The organism is Methylobacter svalbardensis (assembly GCF_037671525.1).
Taxonomy (GTDB): Bacteria; Pseudomonadota; Gammaproteobacteria; order Methylococcales; family Methylomonadaceae; genus Methylobacter_A; species Methylobacter_A svalbardensis.
On record NZ_JAWPOH010000011.1, the window covers coordinates 50,354 to 68,408 of the forward strand.

Below are 18,055 nucleotides of genomic sequence, written 5' to 3' on the forward strand. Positions count from 1 at the left end.
ATCAACCAAAAATAAAACCAATAAACTCTAATCAGTGGCTACTTTTCTCGAACTCTACCAAAGCTTGGACGATGATCCTTTAAAGCGGGGCAAGCAATTTGAACGCTTTACTAAATGGTTTCTCAAAAATGACCCCGAATGGGCAACTCAGGTTGATCAGGTCTGGCTGTGGGAGGAATATCCCAAACGCTGGGGCGTCGATTGCGGTGTCGACCTTGTTTTTCAACATAAAAATGGCGAAATCTGGGCAGTACAAGCCAAGTGTTACTCATCTAATCATGACATCACCAAACACGATGTAGACAAGTTCCTTAGCGAGTCTAACCGCACGGGTATCGACAAGCGCCTGCTGATTGCCACCACGGACCGGATTGGCAAGAATGCAATACAGGTCTGCGAAGCCCAGGAAAAAACGGTAATCAGATTCCTGCTCTCAGACTTCGAACATTCAGAGCTTGAATACCCCTCACGTTACGAAGACCTCCATAGCGGCAAGCGCAAAGAACCTCCCAAGCCGCGCCCACACCAGTTTGAGGCAATCGCCACAGTAACTGATAATTTTCAAAATGCCGAACGTGGTCAACTGATCATGGCCTGTGGAACAGGCAAAACCTTCACCACACTTTGGATCAAAGAAGAACTTGCGTCCAAACGAACACTGGTACTGTTGCCATCATTAAGCCTGTTGTCACAAACCCTCAGGGAATGGACATTTGCCGCAACTCAGCCATTCGATGTGCTTTGTGTATGCTCAGACGAAACCGTTGGAAAACGAGGCGAGGATGAAGCCATCCAGTCGGTTTCCGACTTGGCTTTTCCAGTAACTTCAGATGTAGAGGAAATCAGGCGATTCATAAAAGGGGATGGAGCAAAGGTCATTTTCTCCACCTACCAATCCTCGCCAATAGTAGCCGATGCGCAAGCCAGTGATTCCACTCTGGCATTCGACCTGGTTGTTGCCGATGAAGCCCACCGTTGCACCGGCAAGGTTACCAGTGCCTTCTCCACCGTGTTGGACAACAAGCGCATCGTCGCCACTAAACGCCTATTCGCAACCGCCACGCCACGCACCTATACTGCCTCGTTAAAGAAAACCGCCGAAGATCGCGGCATTGAAGTGGCTTGCATGGATGATGAAGCCGTGTTCGGCAAGGTGCTGTATTCGCTCCCCTTTGGTAAAGCCATCAGGCAAAACCTGCTGACCGATTACCGAATTGTGATTATTGGCGTGGATAGCCCGATGATTGCCGAATGGATTAAGAACAGAGAATTTATTAAAACCGACTCCGGCATTGAAAACGATGCTGAGTCCTTGGCCGCCCAGATTGGCCTGCTCAAGGCAATCAAGGATTACGACCTCAAGCGGGTCATAAGCTTTCACAACCGCGTCAGCCGGGCGGAATTATTCAAAAATGACGTGCATCAGGTACTCAACTGGATCGACGAAGAGCATCGCCCCAGCGGTGAGCTGTGGACTGATTTTGTGTCGGGGGCAATGGCAACGGATAAAAGACGGCAGAAACTGGATTACCTGAAAGGCTTGGGTGATAACCAAAGAGGCCTGCTCACCAATGCCCGATGCCTGTCCGAAGGGGTGGATGTCCCTTCATTGGATTGTGTTGCCTTTATTGATCCAAAAAACAGTCAGGTGGACATCGTTCAGGCAGTGGGTCGCGCCATTCGCTTAAGTGCTGACAAGAAGTTTGGAACCATCGTTATACCCGTATTTATTGAACAGGGCGACAACGCCATAGCCTCCATTGAGGCCAGCAACTTTAAACCAGTCTGGGAGGTGCTGAATGCGTTCAAAGCTCATGATGAAGTCTTATCGCAGCAACTGGATACGCTACGTACCGAGCTAGGCAGAAAGCCGGGGTCGAAGATCAATCCACAAGATCTATCAAAAATTACGATTGATCTACCGGCTTCTGTGGACAGTTCTTTTGGCGATTCGTTCTGCACTTATCTGGTTGAGCAGGTAACGGAGTCTTGGGGTTTTTGGTTTGGATTGCTGGAGGTTTTTGTGGAGCGGGAGGGACATGCCAATATCCCTACAAGTTACAAAACGAAAAATGGATACCGGATCGGTATCTGGGTTGCCACTCAGCGTATCAAAAGGAATAACCTAGCACCGGAGCGTAAAGCCCTGTTAGAAGCTTTGCCAGGTTGGGTTTGGAATGCAGTTTTTGAGCAGTGGGAAGAAGGATTTCGCCATCTAAAGGTATTCACAGATTGCGAGGGGTTTGCCAAGGTTCCGAAAAGATACAAGACAGTAGATGGTTTTCCACTTGGTCAATGGACTGGAGTTCAGCGAAAAACCAATGACAACATGTCAGTGGAGCGGAAAGCTCGACTGGAAGCATTACCAGAATGGAGCTGGGATCCTTTGTCTGATCTGTGGGAAGAAGGGTTCCGATACCTTAAAGAATTTGCAGATAGAGAGGGGCATTGTTTGTTGCCTGCTAGATATAAAACAGAAAATGGATTTCGAATTGGTAGTTGGGTACATAACCAACGAACAAAACAAGATGATCTGCTTTTAGAGCGTAAAGTCCGTCTCGAAGCATTGCCAGGATGGAGCTGGAGTCTGTTGACAGATATGTGGGAAAACAGTTTTCAAAATTTCAAAAAATTCGTAGAGTGCGAGGGATATGCCACGATTCCTGCAAATCACAAAACGGCAGATGGATTTCGAATCGGGTTATGGGTGAAAACCCAACGAACAACAAAAGACACTATGTCCCCAGAGCGAAAAAATCGTTTAGACGCATTGCCCGGATGGAGTTGGGATCCTTTCTCAGATTTGTGGGAAGAAGGTTTTCGAAATGTTGAGGAATTCGTAGAACGTGAGGGCCATGCTAAGGTTTATATAGGATACAAGACGGCAGGAGGCTATCGACTTGGTCTGTGGGTTAGTAATCAGCGAAGAAATAACAATATATCACTGGAGCGTAAAACTCGGTTGGAAGCATTGCCAGGATGGAGTTGGAGTCTTTTGCCTGATATGTGGGAAGAAGGATTCCGATATCTTAAGGAGTTTGCAAATCAGGAAGGTCATTGTGCCCCTAATAATAGATATAAATTAGAAAATGGATTTGGACTTGGTAACTGGGTACAGAACCAACGAGCAAAAAAGGTTAATCTTTCATTAGAGCATAAGGTGCGACTGGAAACATTACCCGGTTGGAGTTGGGACGTTCATGTAGATAATTGGGAAAAAAGGTTTCTCTATCTTAAGGAGTTTGCTGAATTAAAAGGACACGCTAAGGTTCCGCAAAATTACAAAACATCAGATGGGTATGTTCTTGGTCAGTGGGTGTCCGCTCAGCGGATAAAAAAGGACAATATGTCGCCAGAGCGTAAAGCACGTTTGGAAACATTACCAGGTTGGATTTGGCGAGTTGGTGGCTTGTAAATATCTTCTTGAGCGTAAATCTTAAATGGCATGATTAGCCTGATAAGGTAATCGCTTTTCTTTTCTTACAGATGTTTGCACAGTGTTTTGATATAACAATTATAGTCCAAAGCGGGACGGGGTTTGTAACCCCGTTCTTAACGTTTCTGCGATACCTCAGCTAAGTGGCTACACTTAACTAACGAAAAACGTTTCGGTCGGGGTTGCAAACCCCGACCGGCTTCGTTTTTTCTTTTATCAGTGATAATCGGTTCAATCCGCGTCATCTGTCGACTGCATGAACAGTCCGGTAGGTCGGGCATGCTGTTTATGCCCGACATTCAATACGTTGACGAATTTCGCGATTGACCACTGCCGCTCAATTTTCGGATGCTAAAATGTCGGGCAACGATAAAACTGTTGCCCGACCTACATTTGGAGAATCTTCATCATGCAATATCGTCGCGCTACCCCCCGGCGGCACTTATTTTTTCACCGTCGTGACTTTCCGGCGGCGTAAATTTCTCTGCGAACCGGATAACGTCGAATTGTTGCGTACGGTGTTTCGAATCGTTAAATCGGCTCATCCTTTCACATGCTTCAATAGTCGGGCAACGAAAAGCGGTTGCCCGGATCTATATGAGGAGCCCAACGACAAGATTGAGTAACGTGAGCACTAGGCTTCCCAGCAATGCGGGCCCAAAACCTTGAACGCGGATGCCCGGAACCAGCGCCGCCACTAACCAAAGCATGAGCGCGTTGACCACAAGGAGAAAGAGCCCAAAGGTGATAATCGTGAGGGGCAACGTGAACAGAACCATGAGCGGTCGCACTACGGCATTCACTAAACCGAGAACAATCGCGCCGATGAGTGCGGAACCCCAGCCCTCCACCTGAACGCCACGAACGAGGTTGGCCATGAGCAGCAACAAGGCTGCTGTCAAAATCAGATGTGCGAGGAACGTGAGCATAAATACCTCCGATCAGGCTTGAAAGTTGTAAGACGTAGGGTTTTACATCGCTACACGCTTGATTAAGCGTGATAAGGCGTAATCAAATAGAGTGCAATGGCGTTAGCCGTATTGCACCGCATGTTGGTCTTCAAACATGATGCGCCGCTCGCGGACGTTAAAACAAAGCCATCGAACTTTTAACATCGTCAATGCTCGTCGCGTCCTTTTGACCGACTTTTTAGGCATGAACCTCAACGAACGTGCTTGAAGAATGCGGCACCGGAATGCGCTCGCCTTCTTCTTTAAGTCCCTCGATGTGAAATTCAATAGCTTCTTGAATAAGTTGTAATGCTTCTTGTAATGATTCACCTACAGCTATGCAGCCCGGAAGATCAGGGACATAGGCTCCAAAGCTTGTTGGGCCTTCTTCAATAACAACCATATAACGCATATAAACCTCTACTGCTTGAGTCCTGCTTGTTTCAAAACACTGATAAGCGTTCCAGGCGGAACATCCACGCTGGGTTTGCCGGCAACTGTGACCGTACCGGATTTGACAGGATGGTGAAACTGACGATGGCTTCCTTTTTGCCGCACCTGTTGCCAACCATCCAGCTCAATCAGAGCGATAAGATCTTTGATTTTCATGCTGGGAGTCTAGCACAGTCTCTGTTTGATACTCAATTAGGAACAAGTCGTGCCCGATCGGAAAAGGAGAGCCAACTTCTAAGCGGGACGGGGTATGTACCCCGTCCTTAACGTTTGGTGTTGTCTGTAGCCAGTTGAAACGTTACGAACGGGGCAAATGCCCCGTCCGGCATGAGTAACCATTCAGTCCGGTCGGGCATGCTGTTTATGCCCGACATTCTCAAACTTCAATATGTTGACGAATTTCGCGATTGACCACTGCCGCTCAATTTTCGGATGCTAAAATGTCGGGCAACGATAAAACTGTTGCCCGACCTACATTTGGAGAATCTTCATCATGCAATATCGTCGCGCTAAAACCCCCGGCGGCACTTATTTTTTCACCGTCGTGACTTTCCTGCGGCGTAAATTTCTCTGCGAACCGGATAACGTCGAATTGTTGCGTACGGCGTTTCGAACCGTTAAATTGGCTCATCCTTTCATCATTGATGCCTTTGTACTGCTGCCGGAACATCTGCATTGCATTTGGACGTTGCCGCCAGACGACAATGATTATCCGATGCGCTGGAATGCAATCAAAAACTATTTCACCCGCCATTGCCCGGATGACCTCAAATTACCACCCTCTGCGTCCCAGCGACGTAAACGCGCACAAACCATCTGGCAACCGCGCTACTGGGAACACCAAATCCGCGATGACCGAGACTTCGAAAAACATTGCGATTACATCCATTGGAATCCGGTGAAACATGGCTTGGTATCCCATCCCGGTGCCTGGCCCTATTCGAGTTTTCACCGCTACCTTCGTCTTGGGCTTCATCCGTCAAATTGGGCGGAACTTCCAAAGCTTGAGGAGGGCGATACTTATGGGGAATAATAACTCCAAAGCGGGACGGGATTGTAATCCCCGTTCCTAATGCATAGCGGTGTGCTGAGTTCTATTTTTCATTTAACGCAGCTTGCGAATCACAAAAAGCCTGGGCGCTGTGTCTTTATGTTCGCTGCTGTAAATAGTGCTGACTTCAAATTGCTGAGTATCCAGTTGTTCGCACCAGTTTTTGACCCGATCGGTTTCCAGATCGCCGCCTGGGTGGCCTGGATAGGCCAGCAGGGTGATGATGCCGTTGACCGCTAAAATCCGGCTGGCGACAGTTAAGGCGGTCAAGGTGGAATCGGTTAGGGTGATGACGCTTTTATCGCCGCCCGGTAGATAGCCCAGGTTAAACATGATTGCGCTGATGTTGCCGTGAAGATCTGCGGGAATTTTATCAGTCATGTCGGCATGGCTGGCGTGGATCAAGGTCAGGGAGTCCGAAAGGTGTGCTTGCCGGAATTTGTCCAGAGTCGAATCGATGGCCGCTTGTTGTATGTCGAAGCCGTAAACATGGCCGGATGGGCCGACTTGTTCGGCGAGGAAAACGGTATCGTGACCGTTGCCCACTGTCGCATCGATCGCAATATCGCCGGGGCGGAGAATGTCCCGGATCAGGTCGTGAGCTGTGTTAACCAGTGAAATGCGTTTCATGTCTTCTTAAGTGTGAAAAATACTGACTGCTGGAGTGCAGGCTTTGCCTACAGGGATGTAGGTAAGGGGCGTGAGCAGGAGCGGAAGCTTCGCCTGCCAGCACAAGCAAAGCTTGCACTCCCGTTGCAACGTGTTGACTGCTTTGCCTAAGCATAATGCAGCAGGCGTTGTCTTCAATACTTAACAAGGACATAGCTTTCCATAATGACGTTGGATATTGCTGGAATGGGGTAGAGGAGCGCCGTTTAATAAGACATCGGCGAAATGTCGGCCGTGCCAAGGTATCTGTAAGCTGCCTTTTGCGCCAAAGCCGTTAAAAATGGCGAGTTGCTTGTGTTGCGGATGCAGGCCGATAAACGGCTGTCTGTCCAGAGTACATGGCCGGATATTGGCTTGGTGGTTGATCAGCATTGCCTGAGTCAAACCGGGTGAGACTTGGCTGAGCGCATTTAGCAAGTCACTTTTGCCCTGTTCGGTAGCCTGAGTATCCAGGTTTTCCCGGTCGAAGGTTGCGCCGATTCTAATTTGATGGGCATTTAACGGGATCAGCCAGTTGCCGTAGTTGAGGATTCTATCGGGCAATTCGGTCTGGTGTTGCAGCGTCAGGATTTCGCCCTTGACCGGTTGAAAAGGCAGCCAGGAAAACCAGGGGTTTTGTGTTGCCTGATAGCCTTCGCAGAAAATAATCTGCTTGGGAGCCATGTCCAGCCAGCGTAAAGACGGTTGCAGCTGTATGTCCCGGTAATCGAAATCAGCTTGTCGGTAGCTATTTTTGGCAATGAAAAATGCTTTCAGGCAACTTAATAGCGGCCGGGTTAATAAATAACCGGTTTGTTTTTGTTCCAGAAAACCGAACGGCGTTGCGAGATTGTCGATGGCTTTACCCGGCTGCTGTATGTCGCCCAAATAGGCTTGATAGTCAGGGTTGCTGAGGCGTTTATGGGCGTTTGTAAATTCGCTGTCGCTACGGAAAATCCGCCGCATCGGTTTTTCGATATAAAAGTCTTGCTGGAAAAAATCGGCTAGCCGGGAATAGCAGTGTTTTGCCGTCGGCAACAGCGTATCGACATCGGCGGATTTTACAAAGCGCATGCCGGTGATCGGGTTGATCAGTCCTGCGGCAACCTGCGAGGCATTTTCTAGGTCATTATCAATAATGAGGACTTTGCTGCCGCGTTGTATGAGTTCCCAGGTCAGCAAGCTGCCCGCTAGTCCCTGGCCGATGATTAGAAAGTCGATCATAATTAATAATTCACCACGAAGGACACGAAGAAAAACAAGGCGCGCTAGTTCCCAAGCTCCAGCTTGGGAATTCGGTGCGGGAAGCTCCAGCTTCCAGTCTCGCGAAGCTAGAGCTTCGTCATCTGGGTTCCCAAGCTGGAGCTTGGGAACCAGCGTATTTCTTATCTTAATGCGGTAACGCCGGAGCGTGGAAACAATAAAGAAAAACTTCGTGCCTTCGTGGTGAGTTTTTATATTTTGATGGTGATTAATGTTTATTTGGCCGTCAACGCCACACCGTTAAAACAAATCCCCTCCCAGCCGTATTGCATGAAATTCCTGATGTTCTGGTGGCCTGTGCCGTGCGGATCGTTTAAAACATCCCGGTAATAGTCGCCGAACAGGTTTAAAGTTTGTTGTTGATTAAGCCCGTTAATTTGAGCAAAATCGAAAATCTTGCAGGAGCCTTCGTTACTGCCTTCTTGATTGGTTAATATGTGCTCACCTAGGCCGTTGCGAAATTCGGTAGGCCGGTAATGATAGTTTTCGGTAATGACCTCGATAGTTTCATCAAAACTGACGGGATCATTATTTTTTATTTTTTCAAGAAATGATGCAAGCGACATAAGGTTTAACGAAGTAATCCGGAAATGCTTTTAAATTCAGGGTGCGTGGAATCTTTGACCCATTCGAACAATACCGATTCATAATTGGTAATGGTGGCATTTTGTTGTTGCATACGCTGCAAGGCATAGAATTTATGTTCCGCCTTGCGTGAGCAAATGGCGTCCTCGACGACATGCACCTGATAACCTAAATGCAGCAATTCCAATGCGGTCTGTAATACGCAAACATGGGCTTCCTGACCGACTAATATGACTTGCTTGCGATCGGTGTTGGCTACGGTGTCGGTAAAACCGTCCGCCGCACAACAGGAAAAACCGGTCTTGTCGAAAATGAGAGTGTCTTCCGACAACAAGTCGGTGATGCTGGTATCGGTAGAGCCTAAGCCTTGGGGATATTGTTCGGTTAATAACACCGGGATGCTTAACAGTCCTGCGGCTTCAACCAGGCTGCGGGCGTTGGCCGTCATCAGCTCGGCTTCGGCTTCCGGCATGGCCGCTGATAATTTGGTCTGCAAATCGACGACGATCAGCAGGCTGTTTTTTACAGATAGTAAATTAGGGTGTGTGGACATTTTAGTTTGAAGGAAAGGGTTAGGGGAAGAAGGCTAAAGGCTAAAGGCTAAAGGCTAAAAAACACATCCTTCGCCTTTTGCCTTGCGCCTTTAGCCCTTTTTCAAAATACGTCCTTTTTCACGTTGCCAATCGCGGTCTTTTGAGGCGGCGCGTTTGTCGTGCAATTGCTTGCCTTTTGCCAGACCGATTTCCAGTTTGGCTCTGCCGTTTTTCCAGTACATCGACAACGGAATCAAGGTGTAGCCTTTGCGTTCGACCGAGCCGATCAACTTGCTGAGTTCGTGCCGGTGAAGCAACAGTTTTTTGGCGCGGATAGAATCCGGATTAACATGGGTCGATGCAGATAACAGCGGTGAAATATGTGCGCCCGACAACCAGGCTTCGCCGCGTCTTATCACCACATAACTCTCTTTGAGTTGGATGCGTCCATCCCTCAGGCTTTTAACTTCCCAGCCTTCCAAAACGATCCCCGCTTCAAACCGCTCTTCAATCGTATACTCATGAGTCGCCTGGCGATTAACGGCAATATTGGCGTTTTGCTGCTTGATATTTTTCTTAGACTTTTTATCGGCCATAAGTGTGGATTAGGATTTTTAAACTGACGTAAAGGAATAATTTTGTTATTTTACTCGATATTACTGCAATAGTCAGAAAAGCTCACCACGAAAGAAACATCGGTGGTGAATTTATAACCTTTACGTTTTTACAGGCGCACAAATGACGGGTACAAAAAAATCAGTTCATGGTCAATGGTCTTCACGATTTGCATTTATCCTGGCTGCAACAGGTTCCGCAGTCGGTTTGGGTAATATTTGGAAGTTTCCCTATATTACTGGAGAAAATGGCGGCGGGGCCTTTGTGATCGTCTACTTGTTGTGCGTGTTACTGATCGGTATCCCCATTATGATGGCGGAAACCATGCTCGGGCGGCGAACCAGGCAGAATCCGATTGATACCATGATAACCCTGAGCGACGAAGCCGGGGCCGATAAGAACTGGCATTATTTAGGCTGGATGGGCGTTATTGCCGGTTTTTTAATACTTTCTTATTACAGCGTTATTGCAGGCTGGGCTTCGGCTTATGTGTTAAAGGCCTTTGCCGGCAGTTTTTTCGATGCCGATGCCTCAGAGATAAAAGGTCTCTTTGACGGTCTTATTGCCAGTCCGATACAGCTGATTTTCTGGCATAGTCTGTTCATGCTGGCAACCATGTCGATTGTAGCGCGTGGCGTTAAGACCGGTATCGAGAAAGCCGTACGTTTTTTAATGCCCAGCTTGTTTGTGATGCTGATTTTACTGGTGGCCTATGCAATGACTACCGGCAGCTATGACCAAGGTATCGAATTCCTGTTCACGCCCGATTTTAGCAAACTGACCGGTGATAGCGTATTGACCGCCATGGGGCATGCTTTTTTTACTCTGAGTATCGGTATGGGCGCGATTATGGTTTACGGTTCTTATTTGCCGAAAGACGTATCGATTTCCAAAACCGTATTTTTGATTGCAGGCACCGATACTGTTGTTGCCTTATTGGCAGGTATGGCTATTTTTCCGATTGTTTTTGCCAGCGGCCTGGAACCTGCCGCAGGTCCAGGATTGATATTTCAAACCTTGCCGATTGCATTCGGCAACATGACCGGCGGCTGGTTATTCGGATTGTTGTTTTTTGTGATGCTGGTGTTCGCGGCCTTGTCTTCGTCCATTTCATTGATCGAACCGGCGGTTGCGTGGTTGGTTGAAAACAGGGATATGAGCAGGAAGCAAGCCTGTATCTGGTCAGGTTCGATAACATGGCTGCTGGGATTTGGCACTGTTTTTTCATTCAACGTCTGGTCGGGGTTCAAGGTTTTCGACAGAACCATTTTTCAATTGCTGGATTATTTAACCGCCAATTTGCTGCTGCCTATCGGCGGTTTTTGTATAGCAGTATTCGCCGGTTGGATTATGTTGCAGCAACACACCGAGCATGAGCTGGATATGCCAAACCCGCTCAGCTATCAAGTGTGGAAGATTTTAATTTGCTATGTGGCGCCTGCCGCGGTGTTTTTGGTGTTTCTGCATGTGGTTGGAGTTCTTTAACCATGACCGTTGTTCAAAAAAGTGCCTTGGTCAAATTTTCAGCACAGCAGATGTTTGACCTGGTTAACAACATAGAAGCCTATCCGAAGTTTTTGCCCTGGTGCAGCGGCAGTCGAATCCTCAAGCGTGAAGATGACATAGTTGAAGCCGAGCTGATCATTTCCAAAGGCGGTTTTAAAAAATCCTTTTCGACCCGAAATAAAATAGTTAATGGACGCAGGATGACGGTCTCCCTGTTGAGCGGCCCGTTTTCCTCCCTGGAAGGGACCTGGGATTTTATACCGTTACGTGAAGATGCCAGCAAGATTTCCCTAAATCTGGAGTTTGAAATGTCGGGCAAACTGGCAAGTCTGGCTTTCGGCGCAGTCTTTAACCAGATCTGCAATACTATGGTGAGTTCGTTTACCGCACGGGCTAAAGCAGTTTATGGTTGAAATCGAAGTGGCCTACGCCAAACCCGAACAACAGGTAATAGTCACGGTGGCAATGGAGGAAGGCGCGACTGTTGAGGCTGCTATAAAAGCCTCTGGCTTGCTGGAGCTTTTCCCTGAGATTGCCTTGTCCGAGCTTAATGCGGGTATTTTTGGTGTAGCCTGCAAACTGGATCAGCCTGTTAGAGAGGCCGATAGAATAGAGATTTATCGGCCTTTGGTTCATGATCCTAAAGAGGCAAGACGGCAGCGGGCTTTGAAGCGTTTTTGATGGATTATAAACTGCTAAAGCGGCAGTTGCTCCGATGATGGCGCCGGTGACGGTTTTTTATCTGACCTATCTGTCGCAAGCTCGTCATCAATGCTATCGTAGCCAAACAGGCCGGTGATCATTTCCCACAGGGTTTTTTCAATATCACGCTTCGGTACATCGACTGTGGTTTCAGTCGATGCTTTGATTACGGGAACGGCGCTGGGTTTGAAATCGCCTTGTACGCCGATCAGCTGGTCATTATCAAAGTACAATGAAATTCTTTTTTGTTGTCTACTTCCGCCGTCCAGTTGCGCTGAATAGAGATAGTCCCAGCGTTGCTGATGAAAAAAATCAAGCAACATTGGTGAGCCCATTATGTATAGCACTTGGCGTTTGTTCATGCTGGGTCTGAGTTGGTCAATCATGTCTTGATCGACTATATTGCCTTGCTGGACATCTACGGTATAGACGCCGGGCAGGTTGGTCAGGATGGTGGTGCATGATACGAGTGTCAGGCTTGCCGCAATTGCAAGGATGCAGGAGTAGCGGTTTCCACGTAGGGTTAAAGCAAAAAGCGGCTTTCTCATGAGGCTGCGGATGTATTATAAAATTTAAAATGATACAGGATGTTAATGGATTATCCTATAAAACTGTCATGCGCAACTTACCAAAAAAAGGCTACAATGCTCGCAGTTGACTATAAAACTGCCTGCATTCAAGGCATAACCGGAGATTAATAGTGGAAACCCATGATTTAAGGAATGCAGGTTTGAAGGTGACTTTACCTCGGATCAAGATTCTGCAAATTTTAGAAAAGCAGGTTGATGAGCGTCATTTAACCGCTGAACAAGTTTATAAAATCCTGTTGAGTGAAAATGAAGAAATCGGTTTGGCTACGGTGTATCGGGTTTTAACTCAATTTGAAGCAGCCGGATTGGTGACTCGCCATCACTTTGAAGGCGGCAACTCTGTCTTTGAACTGGATTCGGGTACTCATCATGATCACATACTCTGTATGAAGTGCGGCAAGGTAGATGAATTTACCGATGAAGTTATTGAAGTCCGGCAAAAAGAAATTGCCGAAAAACTAGGTTATGAGTTAACCGATCATGGCCTTTATTTATACGGTTTTTGCGCTCAGTGCAGGAAATCCTGATTTTTAATTTTAGATTGTAGGCTTCATGTTTAAACCTCTTATTTTTTATATCGGCTTGCGTTATACGCGGGCCAAGCGTCGAACTCAATTCATTTCTTTTATTACCTTAACGTCCGTTCTGGGCATAGCTTTGGGCGTTACTGCGTTGATTACCGTGTTGTCGGTGATGAACGGCTTTGAATCCGAATTACGCGAGCGAATACTCGGCATGACCTCACATGCGACTGCTACCGGAAAATACGGCCAGTTGGATGATTGGCAGGAACTGGAACAGAAGTTAAAAAATTATCCGCATGTAGAAGGCACAGCGCCTTTTATTAATGGGCAGGTGATGATTAATGCCGACCGGCGTGTCAGCGGCACTATGCTGACCGGGATCTTGCCGGAATACGAATCCAGAGTGTCGGAAGTCGCCGATAAAATGAAAGAGGGCAAGCTGTCTGATCTGGTTCCGGGCGAATACGGTATTGTTTTAGGCGTGGAGTTGGCCAATTATCTGGGCGTTTTCATGGGCGAAAAAATTACCGTGATCAGTCCGCAGATCAACTCGACACCGGCCGGTATTGTGCCGCGCATGCGCCGGTTTACCGTGGTCGGTATTTTTAAGGTAGGCATGTATGAATATGATCGCAATATGGCGATGATTCATCTTGATGATGCGGCCAAGTTGTTCCGCCTGGAAAGTTCGGTTTCAGGCCTTCGGATCAAACTGGATGATTTGTTTAATGCGCCGAAAATAACCCGTGAACTTTCAACCGCTTTATCTGGCGATTATCAGGTCAGCGATTGGACGCTGGCGCACAGTAATTTCTTTCGGGCGATACAGACGGAAAAACGGGTGATGTTTATTATCCTGTTGCTGATCGTGGCGGTGGCGGCTTTTAATATCGTGTCTACGCTGGTCATGGTGGTTACCGATAAGCGTGGCGATATTGCTATTTTAAAAACGCAGGGATTAACCTCAGGTTCGGTGATGGGGATTTTTATGGTGTTGGGCGCGATTATCGGCGTGGTCGGCACTGCACTCGGAACCGTAGGCGGGGTGCTGCTGGCTTTGAATGTTGAAACCATCGTTCCGGCGATTGAAAAATTATTTCAGATTCAGTTTATGGCGGCCGATGTGTATTACATCAGCGAATTACCGTCCAAACTGGTTTGGTCGGATGTTTATGCGATAGCGGGCATGGCCTTTTCCCTGTCATTATTGGCAACTATTTATCCTGCCTGGCAGGCAGCCAAAGTAAATCCAGCGGAAGTTCTCAGATATGAATAATACCAGCATTTTGCAATGCCAGCAGTTGACCATGCGCTATGACCAGGGTGGGTTGGATGTTGAGGTTTTAAAAGGGGTCAATTTAAGCATCGGTGTCGGTGAGCGTGTCGCCATTATGGGCGCGTCGGGTTCAGGCAAAAGCACCTTGCTGCATTTATTGGGCGGACTTGAAAAACCCAGCGGTGGCAAGGTAGTTCTGGACGGTGTTAATCTTGGTGAAGTCGGTTCCGGGCAACTGGCTAAATTAAGAAATAAATCCTTAGGCTTTATCTATCAATCGCATCATCTGTTGGGCGAGTTTACCGTGTTGGAAAATGTGGCGATGCCTTTGTTGATTGCCGGACTATCGGTAAAGCTGGCGAGTGTTCGTGCCACTGAGTTATTAAAAAGAGTGGGCTTAGGTCATAGAATTGAACATAAACCCGGTGAATTGTCCGGCGGGGAAAGGCAACGTGCCACAGTGGCTCGGGCGTTAATTAATAAGCCAGGTGTGGTCCTGGCGGATGAGCCGACCGGAAACCTGGACAGCAAAACGGCTGACCAAGTTTATCAGTTAATGCTGGAATTGAATCAGGAACTGAATGTTAGTTTTTTGGTGGTTACCCATGATCATGAACTGGCTGCAAGAATGGGCAAGGTTCTGCACATGGAAGATGGGGTTATATTAGGCTAAAGATATTTGAATGGAAAGCGAAGGGCGGGGGGTGAATGCCGTTCCAAGGTGTTTGAGAATTATGTGCGTACATGAGATTAAACGTTACGGATGGGACATATATCCTGCAGATACCGGGGTGAAAGGCAAAAAGTACATAGGCCAATTCTTTTGCCTTTTACCTTTTGCCCTTAGTCTTTCGCCTTTAACCTTTTTTCCTTTCGTTCCTTCCATTTTTTGGCTATATGATATTGCCAGTAATATTGAATACCGAAATAACCGATGGTGGACGAGACTATGCCCATAATTAAACAACCAACCAGAAAAGGCTGCCAAATATCGCCAAGCCCTGAGAACATGGTGCTAAGTGAAAACTCGAAGTCATCGGCGCTGGCTGGTTGATTCATAAACCAGAGTCCCACTTTATAAGCAAAGTAAAACAGCGGCGGCATGGTGATAGGGTTGGTTATCCAGACGAGTCCCACCGAAAGCGGCAGGTTAGCGCTGAAATAAATGGCACCCGCTGCGGCAATAGCCATTTGCGTCGGCGTCGGAATCCAGGCACAAAAAAGACCCACGGCAAAAGCCATAGCGATAGAACGCCGGTTTAAATGCCAGAGGTTAGGTTCGTGCAGTTTATCGCCAAGAAATTGAAGGTTCTTGTGGCGCTTGATCACGTCAGGATCAGGAATGAGTTTGTCGATCAGTTGTTGTATGCGTTTTTTTGGCATCAGTATTTTTTATTAAAGTTACATTCGTCTAAGTCTATCAGGTTTTTGCCGGCCTAAAAAACACCAAGGTGCTGAATGGTTATTTCCGTCCTGTCATTTTTAGCCGGACTGCTGTTAGTTCAACAGTTTCCGGTGTTGCCGGATATTAAATGGCTGATAGTCGGTGCCGTAGTGGCGGGCATTATTGCATGGTTGCGTTATTGGCAGTGGCTATTTTTTGTTCTCGGCGTTCTGTGGGCGATAGTGTTTGCCATGCACCGATTGTCTAACCAGTTGCCAGAGCAATTAGAAGGTGTCGAGGTTCAGGTGACCGGCACTATAGCCGATTTGCCTGAACAGGACGAAAAGCGCGTTCGTTTCGATTTTATCCCCAGGGATGGGGTGTATGCCGCAAACCCGTCGGGAACGGGTGCGGCGATCACCAGGGATGGTATGTATGCCGCGAACCTGCCGGGAGCAGGTGCGGCGATTACCAGGGAGGGTGTGTATACCAAAAATCAGTCGGAAACTGGTGCAGCGATCATCACCGAATCTGCACAACAATTGCCCGCTAAACTGAGATTGAGTTGGTATTATCCGGATCAACAAATCAAGGCAGGGCAGCATTGGACTTTTACGGTTAAATTGAAGCGCATCCACGGCACCATGAATCCCGGCGGCTTTGATTATGAGCGTTGGCTATTTACCGAAGGTATCGGTGCAACAGGCTATGTGCGTCCGAATCAAAAGCCTGTTTTGCTGGGTCGCGATTCGGCCTGGAACAGCATTTCCGTCTGGCGGCAAAGTATCGCCGATCAGCTCTCAAGCCTATTGGGCAACAGCCCGAGTTTTGCGCTGATAAAGGCGCTGACTATTGGCGATGGCAGCAGTATCATTCAACAGCAATGGGAGGTTTTTCGTAAAACCGGCACCACTCATCTGGTGGTAATTTCCGGCTCGCATATCGGTCTGGTTGCCGGGCTGGTTTATTTCTTGGTGCTGAAATTGTGGGCGTGGACAGGGTTGCTGGCGTGGCCGCCGCAAAGAGTTGCGGCGGTTTCGGCGGTGCTGGTTGCCGTTTTTTATTCAGGGTTGGCTGGATTTTCCGTGCCGACCCAGCGCTCCGTAGTTATGTTGTCTATCGCGATGACCGCCATTATTCTGCAACGCAACAGTCGCCCCTTTAATACCTTGGTCATCGCCCTATTCGCGGTGTTGCTATTCGATCCGTTAGCGGTGTTGGCAGCGGGATTCTGGTTGTCGTTTTTGGCCGTGAGTGTGATTGTTTATGCCGTTTCCGGGCGCCTGGGCAAGCTTGGGTATTTCCGGGGCGCAATAAAATTACATTGGGTCACGTCGCTGGGTTTATCGCCGTTGTTATTGCTGTTTTTTCAACAGGTTTCATTGATTGCTCCGCTGGCTAATTTGGTCGCCGTGCCGGTCATCAGTCTACTGGTTGTGCCCTTGTCGCTGCTGGCAGTCATGGTCATGTTTGTTTCACCAATGCTGGCTGGCAAGTTGTTCTATTGGGTAGATCATGTGTTGCAAGGTTTATGGTGGCTATTGGATTATTTAGCAGGACTTCCGATGGCATCGATAACGCATGCGTCACCCTCGTATTGGGCGTTGTTTTTTGCAGTGCCGGGGGTGTTGCTGTTACTTGCTCCAATCGGCATTCCGGCGCGGTGGCTAAGCTTGGTGATGTTTTTACCGTTAGTAGTTACTGATACAAAACGGCCTGAAACCGGCGACATCAATATGACTTTGCTGGATGTCGGGCAAGGTTTATCGGTGGTTGTGCAAACGACTGATCATCTGCTGGTTTACGATACCGGTATGAGGTTTTCTGCTGACAGCGACATGGGGCAACGGGTATTGCTGCCTTTTTTGCATGCGCAAGGCATAGCCAAAATCGACAGCTTAATCATTAGTCATGGCGATAATGATCATATCGGCGGCGCGGCATCGTTAATGCGCGGCATGGATACTGAAAAGGTGTTGACCAGCGTTCCGCAATTGCTAAGCGAGTATGCGCCAACCGAGTGTATAGCCGGGCAATCGTGGCTATGGGATCAGGTCAAGTTTACGATGCTGGCGCCGCAGCAGGCGTTTGTATCGGAAAACAACAATTCCTGTGTGCTGAAAATCCAGTCGGTACACGGTACGGTATTGTTGACCGGCGACATTGAAGCTGCAGCAGAATCCTGGCTGGTCGAGACTTACGGCGAGGCTTTAAAAGCCGATGTGTTAGTCGCCCCGCATCATGGCAGCAAGACCTCATCGACAGCCGGTTTTTTGCGCGCCGTACAACCTGACTACGTGTTGATTCCGGCAGGTTATCGCAATCAATTCGGTCATCCGCATCAGAATGTTTTAACGCGCTATCGGCGAGTCAATGCTAAATGGCTGAGTAGTGCCGACAGCGGGGCGATTGTCGTTAATGTTGAAAATAATGCCTGGCTCGTGCAGGGGATGCGGCAGACGGAAAGTAAATATTGGAATGTTAAGTAATTCAGTCACGGATTGATACGGATGTGCGCTCAAGAATAAGACGAAAGACG

Annotated in this window: 19 protein-coding genes; 9 read left to right on the plus strand and 10 right to left on the minus strand. The window is 48.0% G+C overall.

The features are described from left to right. Window positions 1–34: 34 nt before the first annotated feature. On the plus strand, window positions 35–3,415 hold the full coding sequence (locus RW114_RS06590) for a DEAD/DEAH box helicase (protein WP_340121941.1): 3,381 nt from the start codon (window positions 35–37) through the stop codon (window positions 3,413–3,415). A gap of 614 nt (window positions 3,416–4,029) precedes the next feature. On the opposite strand, the gene RW114_RS06595 is transcribed toward RW114_RS06590, so the two are convergent. From RW114_RS06595 to RW114_RS06605, 3 genes are all read right to left on the minus strand, one after another. After that, window positions 4,030–4,365 carry a phage holin family protein gene (locus RW114_RS06595; protein WP_340121942.1) on the minus strand — a complete coding sequence of 112 codons (336 nt, stop codon included), beginning with the start codon at window positions 4,363–4,365 and terminating at the stop codon, window positions 4,030–4,032. A gap of 220 nt (window positions 4,366–4,585) precedes the next feature. Next, window positions 4,586–4,798 (minus strand): type II toxin-antitoxin system HicB family antitoxin, encoded by a 213-nt coding sequence (locus RW114_RS06600; RefSeq protein WP_340121943.1) that lies wholly within the window; start codon window positions 4,796–4,798, stop codon window positions 4,586–4,588. An 8-nt stretch (window positions 4,799–4,806) separates the two neighbouring features. Beyond that, window positions 4,807–4,995 (minus strand): type II toxin-antitoxin system HicA family toxin, encoded by a 189-nt coding sequence (locus RW114_RS06605; protein ID WP_340121944.1) that lies wholly within the window; start codon window positions 4,993–4,995, stop codon window positions 4,807–4,809. Window positions 4,996–5,332: 337 nt separating this feature from the next. Between RW114_RS06605 and RW114_RS06610 the strand changes: the two genes are divergently transcribed. Then, complete coding sequence (locus RW114_RS06610) at window positions 5,333–5,872, plus strand: REP-associated tyrosine transposase (RefSeq protein ID WP_340121945.1); 540 nt, start codon at window positions 5,333–5,335, stop codon at window positions 5,870–5,872. A 72-nt stretch (window positions 5,873–5,944) separates the two neighbouring features. Here RW114_RS06610 and mnmM read toward each other — a convergent pair whose 3' ends face one another. The 5 genes from mnmM to smpB all read right to left on the minus strand — a co-directional run bounded on the left by mnmM (window position 5,945) and on the right by smpB (window position 9,515). After that, the gene (mnmM, locus tag RW114_RS06615) at window positions 5,945–6,520 is read right to left on the minus strand and encodes a tRNA 5-(aminomethyl)-2-thiouridylate-methyltransferase MnmM (protein WP_340121946.1); all 576 of its coding nucleotides are present in this window, start codon (window positions 6,518–6,520) and stop codon (window positions 5,945–5,947) included. A gap of 180 nt (window positions 6,521–6,700) precedes the next feature. After that, on the minus strand, window positions 6,701–7,762 hold the full coding sequence (locus RW114_RS06620) for an NAD(P)/FAD-dependent oxidoreductase (RefSeq protein WP_340121947.1): 1,062 nt from the start codon (window positions 7,760–7,762) through the stop codon (window positions 6,701–6,703). A 254-nt stretch (window positions 7,763–8,016) separates the two neighbouring features. Beyond that, complete coding sequence (locus RW114_RS06625) at window positions 8,017–8,367, minus strand: HopJ type III effector protein (protein WP_340121948.1); 351 nt, start codon at window positions 8,365–8,367, stop codon at window positions 8,017–8,019. Between the two features lie 5 nt (window positions 8,368–8,372). Next, entirely contained in the window at window positions 8,373–8,939 is a 567-nt protein-coding gene (locus tag RW114_RS06630; protein WP_340121949.1) for an isochorismatase family protein, read from the minus strand. Between the two features lie 90 nt (window positions 8,940–9,029). Then, window positions 9,030–9,515 carry an SsrA-binding protein SmpB gene (gene smpB / locus RW114_RS06635; protein WP_340121950.1) on the minus strand — a complete coding sequence of 162 codons (486 nt, stop codon included), beginning with the start codon at window positions 9,513–9,515 and terminating at the stop codon, window positions 9,030–9,032. Window positions 9,516–9,657: 142 nt separating this feature from the next. Here smpB and RW114_RS06640 point away from each other — a divergent pair, with 142 nt between their 5' ends. From RW114_RS06640 to RW114_RS06650, 3 genes are read left to right on the plus strand one after another with little or no spacing between them, the layout of a single operon-like run. Then, window positions 9,658–11,019, plus strand: coding sequence for a sodium-dependent transporter (locus RW114_RS06640; RefSeq protein ID WP_340121951.1), 1,362 nt, complete (start codon window positions 9,658–9,660; stop codon window positions 11,017–11,019). A 2-nt stretch (window positions 11,020–11,021) separates the two neighbouring features. Further along, window positions 11,022–11,453, plus strand: a complete 432-nt coding sequence (locus tag RW114_RS06645) for a type II toxin-antitoxin system RatA family toxin (RefSeq protein ID WP_340121952.1) — start codon at window positions 11,022–11,024, stop codon at window positions 11,451–11,453. Then, entirely contained in the window at window positions 11,446–11,721 is a 276-nt protein-coding gene (locus RW114_RS06650; RefSeq protein ID WP_340121953.1) for an RnfH family protein, read from the plus strand. The genes RW114_RS06645 and RW114_RS06650 overlap by 8 nt, the downstream gene beginning before the upstream one ends. A 14-nt stretch (window positions 11,722–11,735) precedes the next feature. Here the strand turns inward: RW114_RS06650 and RW114_RS06655 are convergent, their stop codons facing one another. Further along, on the minus strand, window positions 11,736–12,290 hold the full coding sequence (locus RW114_RS06655; RefSeq protein WP_340121955.1) for an outer membrane protein assembly factor BamE: 555 nt from the start codon (window positions 12,288–12,290) through the stop codon (window positions 11,736–11,738). Between the two features lie 152 nt (window positions 12,291–12,442). On the opposite strand from RW114_RS06655, the gene fur reads away from it, so the two are divergent. The 3 genes from fur to lolD are packed head-to-tail and all read left to right on the plus strand — an operon-like array spanning window position 12,443 to window position 14,805. Then, window positions 12,443–12,859, plus strand: coding sequence for a ferric iron uptake transcriptional regulator (gene fur, locus RW114_RS06660; protein ID WP_340121956.1), 417 nt, complete (start codon window positions 12,443–12,445; stop codon window positions 12,857–12,859). A 25-nt stretch (window positions 12,860–12,884) separates the two neighbouring features. Further along, window positions 12,885–14,132, plus strand: a complete 1,248-nt coding sequence (locus RW114_RS06665) for a lipoprotein-releasing ABC transporter permease subunit (RefSeq protein WP_340121957.1) — start codon at window positions 12,885–12,887, stop codon at window positions 14,130–14,132. Beyond that, window positions 14,125–14,805, plus strand: coding sequence for a lipoprotein-releasing ABC transporter ATP-binding protein LolD (lolD, locus tag RW114_RS06670; protein ID WP_340121958.1), 681 nt, complete (start codon window positions 14,125–14,127; stop codon window positions 14,803–14,805). The genes RW114_RS06665 and lolD overlap by 8 nt, the downstream gene beginning before the upstream one ends. Window positions 14,806–14,975: 170 nt before the next feature. Here lolD and RW114_RS06675 read toward each other — a convergent pair whose 3' ends face one another. Then, window positions 14,976–15,515: a DUF2062 domain-containing protein gene (locus RW114_RS06675; RefSeq protein WP_340121959.1), complete on the minus strand. Its 540-nt coding sequence runs from the start codon at window positions 15,513–15,515 to the stop codon at window positions 14,976–14,978. A 75-nt stretch (window positions 15,516–15,590) separates the two neighbouring features. Between RW114_RS06675 and RW114_RS06680 the strand changes: the two genes are divergently transcribed. Beyond that, window positions 15,591–18,005 carry a DNA internalization-related competence protein ComEC/Rec2 gene (locus RW114_RS06680; RefSeq protein ID WP_340121960.1) on the plus strand — a complete coding sequence of 805 codons (2,415 nt, stop codon included), beginning with the start codon at window positions 15,591–15,593 and terminating at the stop codon, window positions 18,003–18,005. Window positions 18,006–18,055 lie beyond the last annotated feature (50 nt).